The following is a 16707-nucleotide window of genomic DNA, read 5'->3' on the forward strand; positions in this document are numbered from 1 at the left end:
GCATGGTTCAGTGGCGGGCCATCGCCCGGGCACGGACAGCGGTGACGGCGGCGACGCTGTCCGTGGTCGTCGCGATGGGATTGGCGGCGTGTTCGGACAGCGCGGCTGACGCGATCGACTACGCCGTCGACGGCTCCCTGACCACCTACAACACCAACACCGTGGCGGGAGCCGCATCCGCCGGGCCGCAGGCGTTCGCCCGGGCGTTGACCGGGTTCGCCTATCACGGGCCCGAAGGCCAGGTGGTCGCCGACAACGACTTCGGCTCGGTGTCGGTCGTGGGTCGCGCTCCGCTGGTGCTCGATTACGTGATCAGCGACAAGGCGGTCTACTCCGACGGCAAGCCGATCACCTGTGACGATCTGGTGCTGGCCTGGGGCGCACAGTCCGGGCGGTTTCCCGGGTTCGACGCCGCCAGCCGAGCGGGTTACCGCGATATCGGGTCGGTGGACTGCGAACCGGGCCAGAAACGGGCCCGGGTGTCGTTCGCCCAGGACCGCGGATTCCTCGATTACGGCCATTTGTTCGCGGCCACCTCGCTGATGCCCGCGCACGTCATCGCCGACGAGCTCGACCTCGGCGACGGGGGTGTGGTTACCGCGCTGCAGAACGGCGACCAGCCGACGATCGCCCGGATCGCCGAGGCGTGGAACACCGTCTGGGATCTGAAACCGGACCTCGACCTCAAACGGTTCCCGTCCTCGGGCCCGTACCGGATCGACTCGGTGTCCAAGGACGGCGTGGTGGTCCTGGTCGCCAACGACAAGTGGTGGGGCACCCCGGCGGTCACCAACCGGATCGCGGTGTGGCCACGCGGGGCTGACATCCAGGAGCGGGTCAACCAGGGCTCCTTCGACGTCGTCGACATCGAGTCCGGATCCTCGGGCCTGCTCAACCTGCCCGACGACTACGTCAGCATGGAGAGCCCGTCGGCCGGTATCGAGCAGTTGATCTTCGCGCCGGGCGGTCCGCTGGCCGCCCCGCCGGCGCGCCGGGCCGTTGCGCTGTGCACCCCGCGCGACGTGATCGCCCGCAACGCCGCGACGCCGATCATCAACTCCCGGCTGAGTCCCGTCAGTGACGACGCCTTCAGTGCGGCCGAGAACGTCGGCGAGGCCGGGCAATTCGGTGTGGCCAACCCCGACGCAGCCCGCGCCGCGCTCAACAACAAGCCGCTGACGGTACGCATCGGGTATCAGACGCCCAACGCGAGGCTGGCCGCGACCGTCGGCGCGATCGCGAAATCATGCGCCGCAGCGGGCATCACCGTGCAGGACGCCGGATCGGCAACGGCCGGGCCGGTGGCATTGCGGAACAACGAGTTCGACGGACTGCTGGCCAGCACCGGCGGGGCCGCGGGCAGCGGCTCCTCGGGTTCTTCGGCCATCGACGCCTACGCGTTCCACTCCGGCAACGGCAACAACCTGCCCGGCTACGTCAACGAGCGGGTCGACGGCATCATCGATGCACAGGCCGTCACGACCGATCCGAAGGAACTGGCCCGGCTGGCAGGGGAGGGCGCACCGATCCTGTGGAACGACATGCCGACCCTGCCGCTGTACCGCCAGCAGCGCACCGTACTCACATCGACGAAGATGTACGCCGTGAGCAGCAATCCGACCCGGTGGGGTGCAGGCTGGAACATGGACCGTTGGAAGCTGTCCACATGAGCCAGGACATCTCATCGTTGGTCAAGAAACTGATCCGGGAGGTCCCCGACTTTCCCGAGCCCGGCGTGCAGTTCAAGGACCTGACCCCGCTGTTGGCCGATGCGCGGGGCCTGTGCGCGGTCACCGACGCCCTGGCCGCCACCGCGGTCGACGCCGATCTGGTCGCCGGCCTGGACGCGCGGGGGTTCCTGCTGGGTGCCGCGGTCGCGACGCGGCTCGGCGTCGGTGTGCTGGCCGTACGCAAGGGCGGGAAGTTGCCGCCTCCGGTGCACAGCGTCACCTATCAGCTTGAGTACGGCAGTGCGACGCTGGAGATCCCGGCCGACGGGATTGATATCGCGGGGCGCAACGTTGTGATCATCGACGATGTCCTGGCCACCGGCGGGACCCTGCTAGCGGCACGACAGCTGCTCGAGGCGAGTGGGGCCAACGTGCTCAGCGCCGCCGTGGTGCTGGAATTGACGGACCTGGGCGGCCGGGACGTGGTGGCACCGCTGAGGGTCAGCAGCCTGCACACGGTGTGAGGGATATCCTCGGATTCTGAGCGAAAACCGGGAGGTGACGATGGCCGGCGATACGGGTACGGACGCGGCTGCGGGCCAGGCGGTGCAGTCGCCGCCGGTGTTGCCGGGCGCCACCGGTCCCGACGCCACGAAGACCAGCGCCTCACGGCGGGTGCGCGCGCGACTGGCCCGCCGGATGACGGCGCAGCGCAGTGCGGTCAACCCGGTCCTGGAGCCCTTGGTCGCGGTACACCGCGAGATCTATCCGAAGGCCGACCTGCAGTTGCTGCAGCGCGCCTACGACGTCGCCGAGCAACGTCACGCCGACCAGCTCCGCAAGTCCGGTGACCCCTACATCACCCATCCGCTGGCGGTGGCCAACATCCTGGCCGAGCTCGGTATGGACACCACCACGTTGGTGGCCGCGCTGCTGCACGACACCGTGGAGGACACCGGGTACACCCTGGAGGCGTTGACCGCCGAATTCGGCGCCGAGGTGGGCCACCTCGTCGACGGGGTCACAAAGCTGGACAAGGTGGTGCTGGGCTCGGCCGCCGAGGGCGAGACGATCCGCAAGATGATCATCGCCATGGCTCGGGACCCACGGGTACTGGTCATCAAGGTGGCCGATCGGTTGCACAACATGCGCACCATGCGGTTCCTGCCGCCCGAGAAGCAGGCCCGCAAGGCCCGCGAGACACTGGAAGTCATTGCGCCACTTGCGCATCGGCTCGGCATGGCGACGGTCAAGTGGGAGCTTGAGGACCTGTCGTTCGCGATCCTGCATCCGAAGAAGTACGAGGAGATCGTGCGGCTGGTCGCCGACCGGGCGCCGTCACGCGACACCTACCTGGCCAAGGTGCGCGCCGAGATCGGCGTGGCGCTGAGCGCGATGAAGATCAACGCGGTCGTCGAGGGCCGGCCCAAGCACTACTGGTCGATCTACCAGAAGATGATCGTCAAGGGGCGCGACTTCGACGACATCCACGACCTGGTCGGTGTGCGGATCCTGTGCGACGAGATTCGTGACTGCTACGCGGCAGTCGGCGTCGTGCACTCGTTGTGGCAACCGATGGCGGGCCGGTTCAAGGACTACATCGCCCAGCCGCGCTATGGCGTCTACCAGTCGCTGCACACCACGGTGGTCGGCCCCGAGGGCAAGCCGCTGGAGGTGCAGATCCGGACCCGGGACATGCACCGCACCGCCGAGTACGGCATCGCTGCGCACTGGCGTTACAAGGAAGCCAAGGGCCGCAACGGGGTTCCGCACAGTCACGCCGTAACCGAGATCGACGACATGGCCTGGATGCGCCAGCTGCTGGACTGGCAGCGGGAGGCCGCCGACCCCGGCGAGTTCCTCGAGTCGTTGCGTTACGACCTTGCGGTGAAAGAGATCTTCGTCTTCACCCCCAAGGGCGATGTGATCAACCTGCCGACGGGTTCGACCCCGGTCGACTTCGCCTACGCGGTGCATACCGAGGTGGGGCACCGTTGTATCGGGGCCCGGGTGAACGGCCGGCTGGTCGCCCTGGAGCGCAAGCTCGAGAACGGTGAGGTCGTCGAGGTGTTCACCTCGAAGGCCCCCAACGCCGGTCCGTCGCGCGACTGGCAGACCTTCGTGGTGTCGCCACGGGCAAAGGCCAAGATCCGGCAGTGGTTTGCCAAAGAGCGCCGCGAAGAGGCCCTGGAGTCCGGTAAAGACGCCATCGCGCGGGAGGTCCGCCGTGGTGGACTTCCGTTGCAGCGCTTGATCAATGCCGATTCGATGGGCGCGCTGGCGCGGGAGTTGCGTTACGCCGACGTCTCGGCGCTGTACACCGCGGTCGGCGAGGGTCACGTGTCGGCGCGCCACGTCGTGCAGCGTCTGCTCGCCCAGTTCGGCGGCGACGATGCGGCCGAGGACGAGCTCGCCGAGCGGTCCACCCCGTTGACCATGCCGGTGCGGCAGCGCAGCACCGACGACACCGGCGTCGCGGTGCCGGGAGCGCCCGGCACCCTGACCAAGCTCGCCAAGTGCTGCACGCCGGTGCCCGGCGACACCATCATGGGCTTCGTGACCCGCGGTGGCGGGGTCAGCGTCCACCGCACCGACTGCACGAATGCGGCGTCGCTGCAACAACAGTCGGAACGCATCATCGAGGTCAACTGGGCGCCGTCGCCGTCGTCGGTGTTCCTGGTGGCCATCCAGGTCGAGGCGCTGGACCGGCACCGTCTGCTCTCCGACGTCACCCGGGTGCTGGCCGACGAGAAGGTCAACATCCTGTCGGCGTCGGTGACGACGTCGAACGACCGGGTCGCGATCAGCCGGTTCACGTTCGAGATGGGCGATCCCAAACATCTGGGTCACCTGCTGAGCGTGGTGCGCAACGTCGAAGGCGTGTACGACGTCTACCGCGTCACGTCGGCGGCCTGACACCCGGTACCGGGATCTGCCACATCGCCTGACCGACGGCCAGTACGCCGCGCGCGGGCAGTGTCACCTCACCGATGACGGGGTTGGCGGCCAGGCGTGCCGGCCGGCCCAAGTCGTGGCCGTCGAGGGTGGCTGACGCCTTCGTGATGAGGTACATCTGTTGGGGCATCAGGGTTCCGACGTGCCCGCTCGGCATGACGCCGGTCATGCGCACCTGACCCATGCCCAGTCCCGCGGCCAGGATCTCGCGCGCCCGCACCAGCGGCCGAGGCCGCCAGGTACTCAGCGGTAGGCGCCGGCTGACCGCGTTCATGGCGCGCAGCACCGGCCCCGCCGTGGCGGTCAGCGTCCAGTCCAGTGCGGGGGTGTCGACCGTGACACGTAGCGATGCGGGCCCGGTCCAGTCCACGGTGATCTCGGCGAAGCCGGTGTAGGCACACGCCGGTCCGTAGTAGCGGGGGCATGCGGTGTCGAGGCGGTCGCCGTGCACGAAGATCGACCACCGCCCGGCCGGGTCACGGTGCCACACGGTGCGATACGGCCCGAAGTCGTTCTCCGGGAACACCCGGAGCGCCAGCACATGGCCGCTGTCGAAGGGCAGCCCGAAAACACCCCAGCCCTTGACGTATTCGTGGTCGGGCCACGGCGCCTGTCCGCAGTGTTCGGGCAGATTGGACAGGGGAGAAGCGAGATTCAGCATGGTCGTCGACATCGTGGGTCCTCACTACGGTTCTCGTTCGGTTCGTGAGGTGAACGCTAGGAGCGCACAAGCCCGGTGTCGTCGGGCATTCGCCCTACTTTTCGGCTTCGGTCAGCGTGTCCAGCAGACCGTGCGTAACGGCGTAGAGCGTGGCGGTGCTGCGGGTCGACGAACCCGTCTTGGTGTAGATGCGCTCGATGTGGGTGCCGGCCGTCTTCGGGCTGATCCCCAGCGTGTTCGCGACCTGCCGGGTGGACGCGCCACGGGCGATCAGCCCCAGTACCTCGATTTCCCGCGGTGTCAGCCCGTCCGGACCCACGCGGCGTCGATGCCGGGGGCCGCCCGCTGCCTCGACAACGGCGTCGACAGCGGCCGCATCCAGCCGTCCGCGCCGGACCTCGGCCCGCAGTTCAGCGCCGGCGGCCTTGGCGGACAACGCCGGTCGGTACGGCCGCGGCTCAGTCATGGCGCGGTAGCAATCCGCGGCGGCGAGGATGCGTCCGGTCACCGGGATCGACGGTCCGGACAGGCCGCGGTGCGACCCCGAGCCGTCCATACGTTCATAGGCCAGCGCCGCCACCGCACCGATGCGCGCCACCGGGCCGGGTCGGGCCAGAACCCGTTCGGTGTAGTACGAACTCAGCCGCAGTCGCTCGTGGTCGGAGGCGCTGAGTTTCCCGGGCTTGTCCATGATCGTGGCGGGTACGCCGTGCAGGCCGATGTCGTGCAACAACGCGGCGCGACGAACCAGGACGGTGTCGCCCGCGGCCAGGCCGGCGATCTTTGCGGCCTGCGCCGCGAGTTCGGCCACGCCGCGCGAATGTCCGGCACGGTGTGGCGATCGAAGGTCGGTGAAATCCGCGAATGCCTCCAGTACCGAGTCGAGTTGGTCGTCGGTGAGACGTCGCTGCAGCGCCGGCTCGGCGGCGATCAGATCGTGGCAGTCCGGTTCGTCATCGCCGTCGGACAGCAGATCGCCTGCCGCTGCACAGAATGCGTCGACCACGGCCGGGTCGAACTGGGTGCCGCGACGCGACGTGGCGACATCGACGGCGGCGTCCACCCCGGCGTCTCGGTGCACCGCCTCGGCCACGTCGGCGAGGTGAAAGAGTCGCATCGGCAAGGCAATTGCGTCGCCGCCGAGGCCGGCGGGCACCCCGTTGCCGTCCCACCGTGCGAAGAATTGGCGCAGAGCGTCACCGACGGCGGCGTCGAGACCGAGCCGCTCGGCCATCGTCGAGGTGTTCAGGCAGTGCGACATCAGCCCGTGCTCGATGTCGCGGCCACCGGTCGCGATGAGCGTCGCGGTCTTGCGCACCCGGTTGAGCAGGGGGCCGGCCGAAGCGGCGTGCGACAGCATGAATGTCGCCCCGCCCAGCCCGCGGAGATCGACGCGGTAGCTGTCGGCGCGAAACGCGATGTCATCGCCGAACCAGGCCGACACCTCGGGCGCGTCGGCGATGCAGCCCACCCAGCCCAGCACCGCCGTGTAGTAGAGATCGGCTCGCTGCTCGGCGATCAGTCCGACACGCTCGCCCAGGCGTGCGGCGAGTCGCCAGGACCGCAGCACGTGCTCCATCGGCTGCCCCAGACCGAGATCCATGGCAAGCGAGAACGCGGCCAGCAGTTCAGCCAGGGATATGCCCGAATCCCGGCTGCCGCGATCCATACCGGTGAGCATAGGACCCGCCGGCGCACCGGTCAGTACGTCGGAACGCCTCGCCGCTCAGCCCAAGCTGGCGGATTTGATCGTCACCGATGTGGCGGGCTCGCCGTCGTCGCTGCCGTCGGCGACCCCGTCGGCGGCGATCGCGTCGAGGGTGTCCAGCCCGGTGTTGTCGATGGTGCCGAACACGGTGTACGTCGGCGGCAGCAGGGAATCTTCGTACACCAGGAAGAACTGGCTGCCGTTGGTTCCCGACCCGGCGTTCGCCATCGCCACGGTGCCCCGCGGATAGACCACGGGCTGCTGCACCGCGGGGTCGGAGAGCCGGTACTGGTTGGTCGGGTACTCGTTGGGGAACCGGTAACCGGGCCCACCGGTTCCGCTGCCCGACGGGTCACCGCACTGCAGCACCGAGAGGACTCCGGTGGTCAGCCGGTGGCACTGGGTGCCGTCGAAGAATCCTTGGGAGGCCAGGCTGGCGAAGTTGTTCACCGTGCACGGCGCCTTGCCATTGGCCAACTTGAGGCCGATGCTGCCGCGATCGGTGACGATCCCGGCTTCCACCGTGGCCGGTTCGGTCGGCACCGTGCCGGTGCGCGGCGGGCGGACCGGCTTGGTGGCCGGTTCGGTGGTGGCCGGGTACTGGCAGTTGGCGCCGAGGTTCGCCGGCGGCGTGAATGCCGGCAGTTGTTGCTCTGAACCCGGGGAGGCCGTGTAGCGGTCGTGCCGGGGCATGTCCTCCGCGGCTTTGACGACGATGAAGGCGAACACCACGGCCAACACCAGCGCCACGATCGCCAGCGCCGTCATCACGTACCCGATGACCAGGCCCGCGATCGCGATGCCGCGGCCCTGTTCACCGCTGCGCTTGAGCTGCGACAGCGAGATGTGCCCGAAGACGATGCCCAGCGGCGCGAAGAGGACGGCACACACCAGTGACGCGACGGCCATGGCGTTGGTGCGGGCAGGCGGCGGGTAACCAGCCGGATATCCCATCGGATAACCCGGCGCGTAACCGGGATCGTCCGGCTGGTAGCCGCTGTAAGGGGGCGGGACAGTCAACGGCGGACTAGTCCAGGGCCACAGACTTCAGCTCGACCGGCAGATTCGGTGCGCCGTCCGGTCCGCCGCCGGCGACACCGGCTGCGGCGATCTTGTCGAGCGTGGCCAGACCGGTTTCGTCGATCTTGCCGAACACCGTGTAGTTCGGTGCCAGCTGCGAGTCCTGGTACACCAGGAAGAACTGGCTGCCGTTGGTGTTCGGCCCGCCGTTGGCCATCGCCACCGTGCCGCGGGGGTAGAGCACAGGCTGCTGCAGCGCCGGGTTGTCCGGTTGGTACTGGTTGGTCGGGTACTCGTTGGCGAACCGGTAGCCGGGGCCGCCGGTGCCCTGGCCGGTCGGGTCACCGCACTGCAGCACCGACAGGCCACCCGTGGTCAGCCGGTGGCACGGGGTGTCGTTGAAGTAGTTCTTCGAGGCCAGGCTCGCGAAGCTGTTGACCGTGCACGGTGCCTTGGCGTTGTCGAGCTGGAGCCCGATGTTGCCCTGGGTGGTGACCATGCTGACGCTGATGGTGGCCGGCTCGGTGGGGACCTTGCCGGTGTTCGGCGGTTCGACGGGCTTGCTGGCCGCAGCTGCGGCGGGGTACTGGCAGTTGGCGCCGAGGTCGGCGGGTGCGACGAAGGCCGGCAGCTGGCCGTTGGCAGCAGGCTGGGCCGGCGCCCCCGACGTCGCGGTGGTGGTGTCCGCCGAGGCGGTGGTGCTGCCCGAGTCCTTGCTGGTGAACACGAGCGTGGCCACGACGGCCGCGATGACGACGATTGCCGCAGCGGCTGAGCCCGCGATGGTCAGGATGCGACGTTTGCGTTCCTGGGCGGCGCGGCGCTCCAGCTGTTCCTCCAGCTTGCGCTTGGCGGTCTCACGCCGTTCTTTGTTGGTCGGCACCGCGGCAGTCCTCCTTGTGGGCGGTCGGGATTGGTGACGAGTCTGCCAGGCGAGCCTGGGTCCTGGGTCTGCGACCCGCGGGAACCGCAGGTGGCGGCGCGGCCGTGGGAAACTGGGGCCGTGTTCATAACCGGATTCCCGGCCGGGATGCTGGCATGCAACTGCTATGTCCTGGCCGAGCGGCCAGGGGCCGACGCGATCGTCGTCGACCCAGGCCAGCGGGCCATGGACCGGCTGAGCCGGATTCTCGACGAGAACCGGCTCACCCCGGCAGCTGTCCTGCTGACGCACGGTCACATCGATCACATCTGGTCGGCCCAGAAGGTGGCCGACACCTATGGCTGTCCTGCCTACATCCACCCCGAGGACCGGTTCATGCTGACCGATCCGATCAAGGATTTCGGGCCCGCCGTCTTTGGGCGGCTGTCCCGCCTGGCGTTCGGTGTGCTGCTCTCCGAGCCCAAACAGCTGATTGAGCTGGACCGGCACGGTCAGACCCTCGATTTCGGCGGCCTCTCGGTGACCGTCGACCACACCCCGGGGCACACCAGGGGATCGGTGGTGTTCCGGGTCGACAGGACTGTTTTCACAGGCGATACGCTGTTCAAGTCCTCGGTCGGCCGCACCGACCTGCCCGGTGGCAGCGGACGCGACCTGCTCGAGTCGATCGTGACAAAGCTGTTGGTACTCGACGACGACACCGTGGTATTACCAGGACACGGCCCGCGCACATCCATCGGGCACGAACGCCGCACCAACCCGTTTCTCGAAGGTTTGACTCTGTGACATCTGCATTCCAGGCGCCCAAGGGCGTGCCCGATTACCTACCGCCGGAGTCGGCGCAGTTCGTGGCGGTCCGGGACGGCCTGCTGGCTTCGGCGCGCCGCGCCGGCTACGGCGACATCGAGCTGCCGATCTTCGAGGACACCGCGCTGTTCGCCCGAGGTGTGGGCGAGTCGACCGATGTGGTGTCCAAGGAGATGTACACGTTCGCCGACCGGGGCGACCGCTCGGTGACCCTGCGGCCCGAGGGCACCGCCGGCGTGATCCGCGCGGTGATCCAGCACCGGCTGGACCGGGGCGCGTTGCCGGTCAAGCTCTGCTACTCGGGGCCGTTCTTCCGCTACGAACGGCCCCAGGCCGGACGCTACCGCCAGCTGCAGCAGGTCGGGGTGGAGGCCATCGGCGTCGATGATCCGGCGCTCGACGCCGAGGTGATCGCGATCGCCGACGCCGGATTCCGGTCACTGGGTCTGGACGGCTTCCGCCTCGAGCTCACCTCCCTGGGCGACGACACCTGCCGGCCGGCCTACCGGGAGCTGCTACAGGACTTCCTGTTCAAGCTCGACCTCGACGAAGACACCCGGCGTCGCGCCGAGATCAACCCGCTGCGGGTGCTCGACGACAAGCGGCCCCACGTGCGGGAGATGACCGCCGACGCGCCGCTCATGCTCGACCATCTGTCGGATAGTGCCAAGGCCCACTTCGAGGTGGTGCAGGCGCACCTCGACGGTCTCGGTGTGCCGTATGTGATCAACCCGCGGATGGTGCGCGGGTTGGACTACTACACCAAGACCACATTCGAGTTCGTGCACGACGGGCTGGGCGCGCAGTCCGGCATCGGCGGAGGCGGGCGTTACGACGGCCTGATGAGTCAGCTCGGCGGGCAGGACGTGTCCGGCATCGGCTTCGGGCTCGGCGTCGACCGCACGCTGCTCGCATTGCAGGCCGAGGGCAAGTCGGTGACCGGTGTCGGCGGCGTCGAGGTGTTCGGCGTGCCGCTGGGCGACGCCGCCAAGCTGGAGTTGGCCAAGCTGGCCGCGCGGCTGCGGGCCGGCGGCGTGCGGGTGGACCTGGCCTACGGCGACCGCGGGCTCAAGGGTGCGATGAAGGCGGCCGACCGTTCGGGCGCCAAGTACGCGCTCGTGGCCGGCGACCGCGACATCGAGGCCGGCACCATCGGGCTCAAGGATCTCGCGACCGGCGAGCAGGTGGATATCGCCACCGATTCCGTTGTGGCCGAGGTGCTTTCCCGGCTGGCCTGACCCATCGCCCCGCGGTGCAGGGGGTCAGATGGCCATTGCGGCCCGGACGTCGGCTTCTGAAGTCGAGCCACCGGTGCCGCTCGAGGTGATGCGGCCGGCCTCCAGGATGTAGTAACGCTGAGCGGATTCCAGCGCGAACCCGATGTGCTGCTCCACCAGCAGCACGCCCAGATCGCCGCGTGCGGTCAGCGACGTGATCGCGGCTTCGATCTCGGCCACCACCGACGGCTGGATGCCTTCGGTCGGCTCGTCGAGGATCAGGCACGTGGGGCTGGTGATCAATGCCCGGGCAATCGCGAGTTGTTGCCGCTGGCCACCCGACAGGAGACCGGCCCGCCGGTTGAGCAGTTCCTTGAGGGCGGGGAACAGGTCCAGCTGCTCATCGATCAGCGCCTTGCCGTTACGCCGGCCATCGGCGACCACCTGAAGGTTCTCGGCGGTCGTCAGCTGGCCGAAGGACTGCTGTCCCTGGGGTACGTATGCCAGGCCCCGGGCCACCCTCGCACTCGGCCGCAGTCTGGTGATGTCCTCACCGTCGAAAAGCACCTTGCCCGCAGTGCATTTGAGCAGTCCGACGGCCGCCCGCAGCAGCGTCGTCTTGCCTGCGCCGTTGTGACCCATCACCGCCGCGACACCGTCGGACGGCACCGCGATGCTCGCGCCGTGGATCACCTCGGATCGGCCGTAACCGGTTCGGACATCGAGAAGTTCGAGCATCAGGAGATTCCTTCCACGCCGGCCGCGGCAGTGCCGAGGTAGACCTCTTGGACCTTCGGGTTGGCCTGCACCTCGGCCACCGAACCCTCGGCGATCACCTGGCCGCGGGCCAGCACCGTCACCGAGGTCGCGAATGCCCGCATGAAATCCATGTCATGCTCGACCACGACCACGGTGCGGGTTCCGCCGATGCGGCGCAACAGGTTTCCGGTCTCCTCACGTTCCTCGTGGCTCATCCCGGCCACCGGCTCGTCGAGCAACAGGACATCGGCGTTCTGCACCAGCAGCATGCCGATCTCCAGCCACTGCTTCTGGCCGTGAGCCAGTACGCCGGCGGGTTTGTCGGCCAGGTCTGCCAACCCGGTGGTTTCCAGTGCTTCCTCGATCGCGGGCAGGATGCCGCGCCGGCGGCGCAGCAGTGTCCACGGCGAACGGCCCGCGCCCGCCGCGATGTCGAGGTTCTGCAACACCGTCAGCTGTTCGAACACGCTCGCGGTCTGAAATGTGCGGCCCACGCCCAGTCGGGCGATCTGGTGCACCTTCTTACCGAGCAGTTCCACACCCGACTTGTTCACTGAACCGGTGGCTGCCACCAGGCCGGTGATGGCGTCGATGACGGTCGTCTTTCCCGCCCCGTTGGGGCCGATCAGAAAGCGCAGATCACCCTGAAACAGGGTGAGGTCGACATCGCTGACCGCTTTGAACCCGTCGAAATCTACTGTGAGACCGCGGACTTCCAGATACTCGGCACCCATGCCGGCGTTGCCGCCGGCCATCGGCTCGGGCGCCTCGGTGGCCTGCTCGGCTCCGGTCACGATGAGGCACCTACTTTCTCGGTATCGGTGTCTGATGCCGCCTCGGGCTGGGACTCCTCGGCATCCGCTGTGGTGGACCGCCGGCGCCGCCACCGGGCGAACAGCACACCGAGCCCGGCCAGGCCGGCGGGGAAGAATCCGACCACGACGATGAACAACAGGCCCTGCGCGTAGATCCACCCGGACGGAAACCGTTCGGAGAACAGGGTTTGGGCCCAAGCCACACCGATGGCGCCGAGAACCGGGCCGAGCAGCGTGGTGCGCCCGCCGATCGCCACCCCGATCAGGAAGGCGATGGACGGCACGATGCCGACCTGTGACGGCGCGATGAAGCCGACGATCGGCACGAACAACGCACCGGCGATGCTGGCGAACAAAGCGGCCAGGGTGTAGGCCACGACCTTGATGTTGGCCGGGTCGTAGCCCAGGAACCGCACGCGCTCCTCACCGTCGCGCACGGCGACCAACAACTCGCCGTAACGGCTGTACATGAGTTGACGCACCACGGCGACCACGATCAGCAGAGTCGCTGCCGCAATGAAATAGACCATCCGCTTGTTTGTCGGGTCATTGAGGTTGAACCCGAAGAAGGTTCGGAAGTTGGTCAACCCGTTGCTGCCGCCGAGGCTGGTCTGCCCGACGAGCAGGATCGCCAGCGCCGCGGCCAACGCCTGCGAGAGGATCGCGAAGTAGGCGCCCTTGACCCGGCGCTTGAACACACCGAAGCCGAGCAGGGCCGCGATTCCCGTCGGCAGAACCAGGATTGCCAACAACGTGAACGCGGGGGAGGCGAATGGTTCCCAATAGGTAGGCAGGTGCCGTACCCCGGCGATCTGCATGAAGTCGGGCACGTCGTGCCCGCGGATCTCGGCGTCGGCGATCTTGAGGTGCATGCCCATCATGTAGCCGCCGAGGCCGAAGAACACACCCTGCCCGAGTACCAGCATTCCGCCCCGGCCCCAGGCCAATCCGATGCCCACCGCCACGATCGCGAAGCACAGGAACTTACCGAGCAGACTGAGCCGGAAGTCCGACAGCGCGGCGGGGGCGACGCCGAACAGCACCACCGCCGCGACGCCGAATCCGGCCCACGTCTGCCAGCGGCCCAGGTTCGTCCGTATTCCCTGTGTCAGTGCGCTCATACCAGACTCCTGGTCCGAACCGTGAACAATCCCTGCGGGCGCACCTGCAGGAAGATCACGATGATGCCGAACACGATCACCTTGGCCAGCGACGCCGTGGTGCTGTACTCGATGAACGAATTCAGGAAACCGAGGGCCAACGCCGCGATCACGGTGCCCTTGATCTGGCCCAGACCGCCGACCACCACCACCAGGAAGGCATCGATCAGGAAGCTCTGGCCGATGGTCGGACTGGTGGAGCCGATGAGCGTCAGGGCCACACCGGCCACGGCGGCCAGGCCGGATCCGATGAAGAAGGTGGTGATATCGGTTCTGCGGGACGAGATCCCGCTGGTCTCAGCCAGATCGCGGTTCTGTACCACGGCCCGGATCCGCCGCCCCATCGGGCTGGTCTTGAGCACGGTGGCGAGCACCGCCACACAAACGACTGCCAACACCAGGATGAATATGCGGGTCTTGGGCACCACGGCGCCGAGAATCTCGACGCCACCCGAGAGCCAATCCGGGGCAACGACATTGACCGCAGGCGCACCGAAGATGTCGCGGGCCACCTGTTGGAGGATCAGGCCGACGCCGAAGGTGACCAGCAGAGTGTCCAGCGGACGGTGGTACATCCGCCGGATCAGCGTCACCTCCAACAGTGCGCCCATGGCGCCGCCGACGAGGAACCCGACCAGTAGCGAGATCAGTAGTGAGGCACCGGCATTGGTGATGACCTGCTGCACCACGTAGGCGGTGTAGCAGCCGGCCATGATGAATTCGCCGTGCGCCATGTTGATGACGCCCATCTGGCCGAACGTCAGGGACAGGCCGAGTGCGGCCAGCAACAGGATTGAGCCGAGGCTCAATCCTGTTGCCAGCTGGCCGATGAGGATGTCCATGCGGTGTTCGATTCCCCCGTCGCTTCGCTCGTCAGCCGGACAGCCCCGCGGCCCACGGGTAGGACTTCAGGTACGGGTCGGGATCGATCGGACCCTTGGACTCCCAGATCGTGTAGATCAGGCCGTCGGGCCGGATCTCGCCGATCCGCGCGGTCTTGGTGATGTGGTGGTTCTCGCCGTCGATCGTGACCTTGCCTTCCGGGGCATCGAAGCTGACGCCGCCGGCGTTTTCCTGAATCGCCGCGATGTCGAACGACTTGGCCTTCTCGACGGTGTTCTTCCACAGGTAGACCGAGACGTAGGCGGCTTCCATGGGATCCGAGGTGGGTTTCTTGGGATCCTTGACGAAGTCCTTGTAGGCCTTGACGAAGGCGTTGTTCACCGGGGTGTCGATCGTCTGGTAGTAGTTCCATGCGGTCAGCTGATCGGTGACGTTCTGCACACCGATGCCGCCGACCTCTTCCTCGGCGATCGAGACCGAGACCACGGGCATCTCCTGCGGGGTCAGGCCGACGTTGCGGTACTCGCGGAAGAACGCCACATTCGAGTCGCCGTTGAGGGTGTTGAACACGGCGTCGGCGTCGGCACTGCGGACCTTGTTGACGATGGTGGAGAAGTCGGTCGAGCCCAGCGGGGTGTAGTCCTCACCCTTGATCTCGATGCCGTTCTCTTTGGCGTAGGCCTTGATGATTCGGTTGGCGGTCTGCGGGAACACATAGTCGCTGCCCACGAGGTAGAGCGACTTGACGCCCTTCTCCTTGAGGTAGTCCAGTGCCGGGACGATCTGCTGGTTGGTGGTGGCGCCGGTGTAGAAGATGTTCTTGCTCGATTCAAGGCCCTCGTACTGCACGGGGTAGTACAGCAGGGCATTGGCGCTCTCGAACACCGGGAGCATCGCCTTGCGGCTCGAGGACGTCCAACCGCCGAACACCGCAGCCACACAATCGCTGCTGATCAGTTTCTCGGCCTTCTCGGCAAATACCGTGGGCTCGGACGCCCCGTCCTCGCCGATCAGTTCGATCTGTTTGCCCAGGACGCCGCCCTTGGAGTTGATCTCGGAGACCGCGAGCTTGATCGCGTCGCGCACCGTCACCTCGGAAATGGCCATCGTGCCCGACAGGGAGTTCAACGATCCGACCTTGATCTTCGGGCCGGAGGTGTCCACACAGGAAGTCGCGTTTGCTGTGTCGGTGTCGCTCGCCCGGCTGCCGCAGCCGGCCAGTAGCAAGCCGGCGACTGCGATCAAACTCCCTGCGGCTAACGTTGACCGACGGAACGGGACACGTCCTGGAACTCGCATGGGCGACCTTTCCCTTGAATGGCAGCGCTTCTCGGCCGATCACGATCGGCAGCGGTGCAAGAGGCTGACACCCTGTGCGGGTGTCGAATCGGGACGTTAGAGCGCAGCTGTTACTGGGAAATGTCTGTGTGTGACAAACAAATTAACCTCAAGCTAGGCAGAGTTGGTTTGCCGTTGACGCGGCGTCACGAGACCCGTTAGTCGCACCTGTAACAAGGCGGTAGCCTGCGTCGATATGAGGAACATGCGAAAAGCGACAACCACGGTCGGTGCGGCGCTGGTTCTGGCGGCTGCGGGTATGGCGGTCTCCAACGCAACGTCGTATGCGGACCCGGCGGGCCAAGGCCATCAGGTGAAGTACACGCTCACGTCTGGCGCGCCTTACGAATTCGACCTCTACTACCTGACGGCGCAGCCTGCGAGCAAAGACGCCTACAACGCGGACGCGTACAAGTACCTGCAGAAGGCGACGGTGAACGTCGGTCCCGACGCGCCCTGGGTCTTCGAGACCACGCTCGCCGACCCGCAGTGGGCGATCTTCACCGTCGCGAGCACGACGCACGGGGGCCAGGCCCAGCCCAACGCGCACTGCGAGATCGCCGTCGACGGTCAGATCGCCGTCCAGAACGATCATCCGTACAGCCCGCGCTGCCAGCTCGGTCAGTGGTAATCGGTGAGCTGACGCCCCGATGCGGGATTCGCGAGGATCCCACGGACTGAGATCCGCCTTGACTACGCACTCGAACTGTTGTTCGATAAACGAGTGCACGTCGGGCGGTTCCGCTTCCGGCCCGATGTGCGTTTGACTGGGCAAGCGCCCTCGGCGCGCGCCGATGCCGTACCCGAAACCGCGGCATCGGCGCACCCAGTCTTCATTCGAGGTATCCATTCGGCCTTCGTCTGCGCATGT

15 protein-coding genes are annotated in these 16707 nt (G+C 67.2%); 6 read left to right on the forward strand and 9 right to left on the reverse strand.

The annotated features are described in order from the left end of the window. Positions 1-2 precede the first annotated feature (2 nt). The 3 genes from ACWEFV_RS03205 to ACWEFV_RS03215 are packed head-to-tail and all read left to right on the forward strand — an operon-like array spanning position 3 to position 4586. The gene (locus ACWEFV_RS03205) at positions 3-1670 is read left to right on the forward strand and encodes an ABC transporter substrate-binding protein (RefSeq protein WP_135453987.1); all 1668 of its coding nucleotides are present in this window, start codon (positions 3-5) and stop codon (positions 1668-1670) included. Further along, positions 1667-2194 (forward strand): adenine phosphoribosyltransferase, encoded by a 528-nt coding sequence (locus ACWEFV_RS03210; RefSeq protein ID WP_450069033.1) that lies wholly within the window; start codon positions 1667-1669, stop codon positions 2192-2194. The genes ACWEFV_RS03205 and ACWEFV_RS03210 overlap by 4 nt, the downstream gene beginning before the upstream one ends. A gap of 40 nt (positions 2195-2234) precedes the next feature. After that, complete coding sequence (locus tag ACWEFV_RS03215) at positions 2235-4586, forward strand: RelA/SpoT family protein (protein ID WP_450069034.1); 2352 nt, start codon at positions 2235-2237, stop codon at positions 4584-4586. On the opposite strand, the gene ACWEFV_RS03220 is transcribed toward ACWEFV_RS03215, so the two are convergent. The 4 genes from ACWEFV_RS03220 to ACWEFV_RS03235 form a co-directional block, all read right to left on the reverse strand. After that, a complete protein-coding gene (locus ACWEFV_RS03220; RefSeq protein ID WP_450069035.1) occupies positions 4570-5298 on the reverse strand; it encodes a hypothetical protein in 729 nt (242 codons plus the stop codon). The genes ACWEFV_RS03215 and ACWEFV_RS03220 overlap by 17 nt on opposite strands. 82 nt (positions 5299-5380) lie before the next feature. Next, on the reverse strand, positions 5381-6955 hold the full coding sequence (locus ACWEFV_RS03225; protein WP_450069036.1) for an HD domain-containing phosphohydrolase: 1575 nt from the start codon (positions 6953-6955) through the stop codon (positions 5381-5383). A 57-nt stretch (positions 6956-7012) separates the two neighbouring features. Further along, the gene (locus tag ACWEFV_RS03230) at positions 7013-8014 is read right to left on the reverse strand and encodes a peptidylprolyl isomerase (protein ID WP_450069037.1); all 1002 of its coding nucleotides are present in this window, start codon (positions 8012-8014) and stop codon (positions 7013-7015) included. Positions 8015-8021: 7 nt separating this feature from the next. Then, positions 8022-8897, reverse strand: a complete 876-nt coding sequence (locus tag ACWEFV_RS03235) for a peptidylprolyl isomerase (protein WP_450069038.1) — start codon at positions 8895-8897, stop codon at positions 8022-8024. 120 nt (positions 8898-9017) lie between these two features. Between ACWEFV_RS03235 and ACWEFV_RS03240 the strand changes: the two genes are divergently transcribed. Both ACWEFV_RS03240 and hisS read left to right on the forward strand, forming a co-directional pair. After that, positions 9018-9683, forward strand: a complete 666-nt coding sequence (locus ACWEFV_RS03240) for an MBL fold metallo-hydrolase (protein WP_135453997.1) — start codon at positions 9018-9020, stop codon at positions 9681-9683. Further along, positions 9680-10942, forward strand: a complete 1263-nt coding sequence (gene hisS / locus ACWEFV_RS03245; protein WP_135453998.1) for a histidine--tRNA ligase — start codon at positions 9680-9682, stop codon at positions 10940-10942. Before ACWEFV_RS03240 ends, hisS begins: the two co-directional genes overlap by 4 nt. A gap of 24 nt (positions 10943-10966) precedes the next feature. Here the strand turns inward: hisS and urtE are convergent, their stop codons facing one another. From urtE to urtA, 5 genes are read right to left on the reverse strand one after another with little or no spacing between them, the layout of a single operon-like run. Then, complete coding sequence (gene urtE / locus ACWEFV_RS03250) at positions 10967-11659, reverse strand: urea ABC transporter ATP-binding subunit UrtE (RefSeq protein ID WP_450069039.1); 693 nt, start codon at positions 11657-11659, stop codon at positions 10967-10969. Then, positions 11659-12414: an urea ABC transporter ATP-binding protein UrtD gene (gene urtD, locus ACWEFV_RS03255; RefSeq protein WP_286175283.1), complete on the reverse strand. Its 756-nt coding sequence runs from the start codon at positions 12412-12414 to the stop codon at positions 11659-11661. The genes urtE and urtD overlap by 1 nt, the downstream gene beginning before the upstream one ends. Before the next feature lie 56 nt (positions 12415-12470). After that, on the reverse strand, positions 12471-13595 hold the full coding sequence (gene urtC / locus ACWEFV_RS03260) for an urea ABC transporter permease subunit UrtC (protein ID WP_450069261.1): 1125 nt from the start codon (positions 13593-13595) through the stop codon (positions 12471-12473). A gap of 17 nt (positions 13596-13612) precedes the next feature. Beyond that, entirely contained in the window at positions 13613-14497 is an 885-nt protein-coding gene (gene urtB, locus ACWEFV_RS03265) for an urea ABC transporter permease subunit UrtB (protein WP_135454002.1), read from the reverse strand. Positions 14498-14528: 31 nt separating this feature from the next. Next, on the reverse strand, positions 14529-15797 hold the full coding sequence (urtA, locus tag ACWEFV_RS03270; RefSeq protein ID WP_450069040.1) for an urea ABC transporter substrate-binding protein: 1269 nt from the start codon (positions 15795-15797) through the stop codon (positions 14529-14531). 235 nt (positions 15798-16032) lie between these two features. Between urtA and ACWEFV_RS03275 the strand changes: the two genes are divergently transcribed. After that, positions 16033-16467, forward strand: a complete 435-nt coding sequence (locus tag ACWEFV_RS03275) for a hypothetical protein (protein WP_135454006.1) — start codon at positions 16033-16035, stop codon at positions 16465-16467. Positions 16468-16707 lie beyond the last annotated feature (240 nt).

This window comes from Mycobacterium sp. NPDC004974, from assembly GCF_053600815.1.

Coding starts and splice junctions, on each gene's coding strand:
- ACWEFV_RS03205 (WP_135453987.1), top strand. CDS start 3: ATGGTTCAGTGGCGGGCCATCGCCCGGGCACGGACAGCGGTGACGGCG.
- ACWEFV_RS03210 (WP_450069033.1), top strand. CDS start 1,667: ATGAGCCAGGACATCTCATCGTTGGTCAAGAAACTGATCCGGGAGGTC.
- ACWEFV_RS03215 (WP_450069034.1), top strand. CDS start 2,235: ATGGCCGGCGATACGGGTACGGACGCGGCTGCGGGCCAGGCGGTGCAG.
- ACWEFV_RS03220 (WP_450069035.1), bottom strand. CDS start 5,298: ATGTCGACGACCATGCTGAATCTCGCTTCTCCCCTGTCCAATCTGCCC.
- ACWEFV_RS03225 (WP_450069036.1), bottom strand. CDS start 6,955: ATGGATCGCGGCAGCCGGGATTCGGGCATATCCCTGGCTGAACTGCTG.
- urtE (WP_450069039.1), bottom strand. CDS start 11,659: ATGCTCGAACTTCTCGATGTCCGAACCGGTTACGGCCGATCCGAGGTG.
- urtD (WP_286175283.1), bottom strand. CDS start 12,414: ATGGGTGCCGAGTATCTGGAAGTCCGCGGTCTCACAGTAGATTTCGAC.
- urtB (WP_135454002.1), bottom strand. CDS start 14,497: ATGGACATCCTCATCGGCCAGCTGGCAACAGGATTGAGCCTCGGCTCA.
- urtA (WP_450069040.1), bottom strand. CDS start 15,797: ATGCGAGTTCCAGGACGTGTCCCGTTCCGTCGGTCAACGTTAGCCGCA.
- ACWEFV_RS03275 (WP_135454006.1), top strand. CDS start 16,033: ATGAGGAACATGCGAAAAGCGACAACCACGGTCGGTGCGGCGCTGGTT.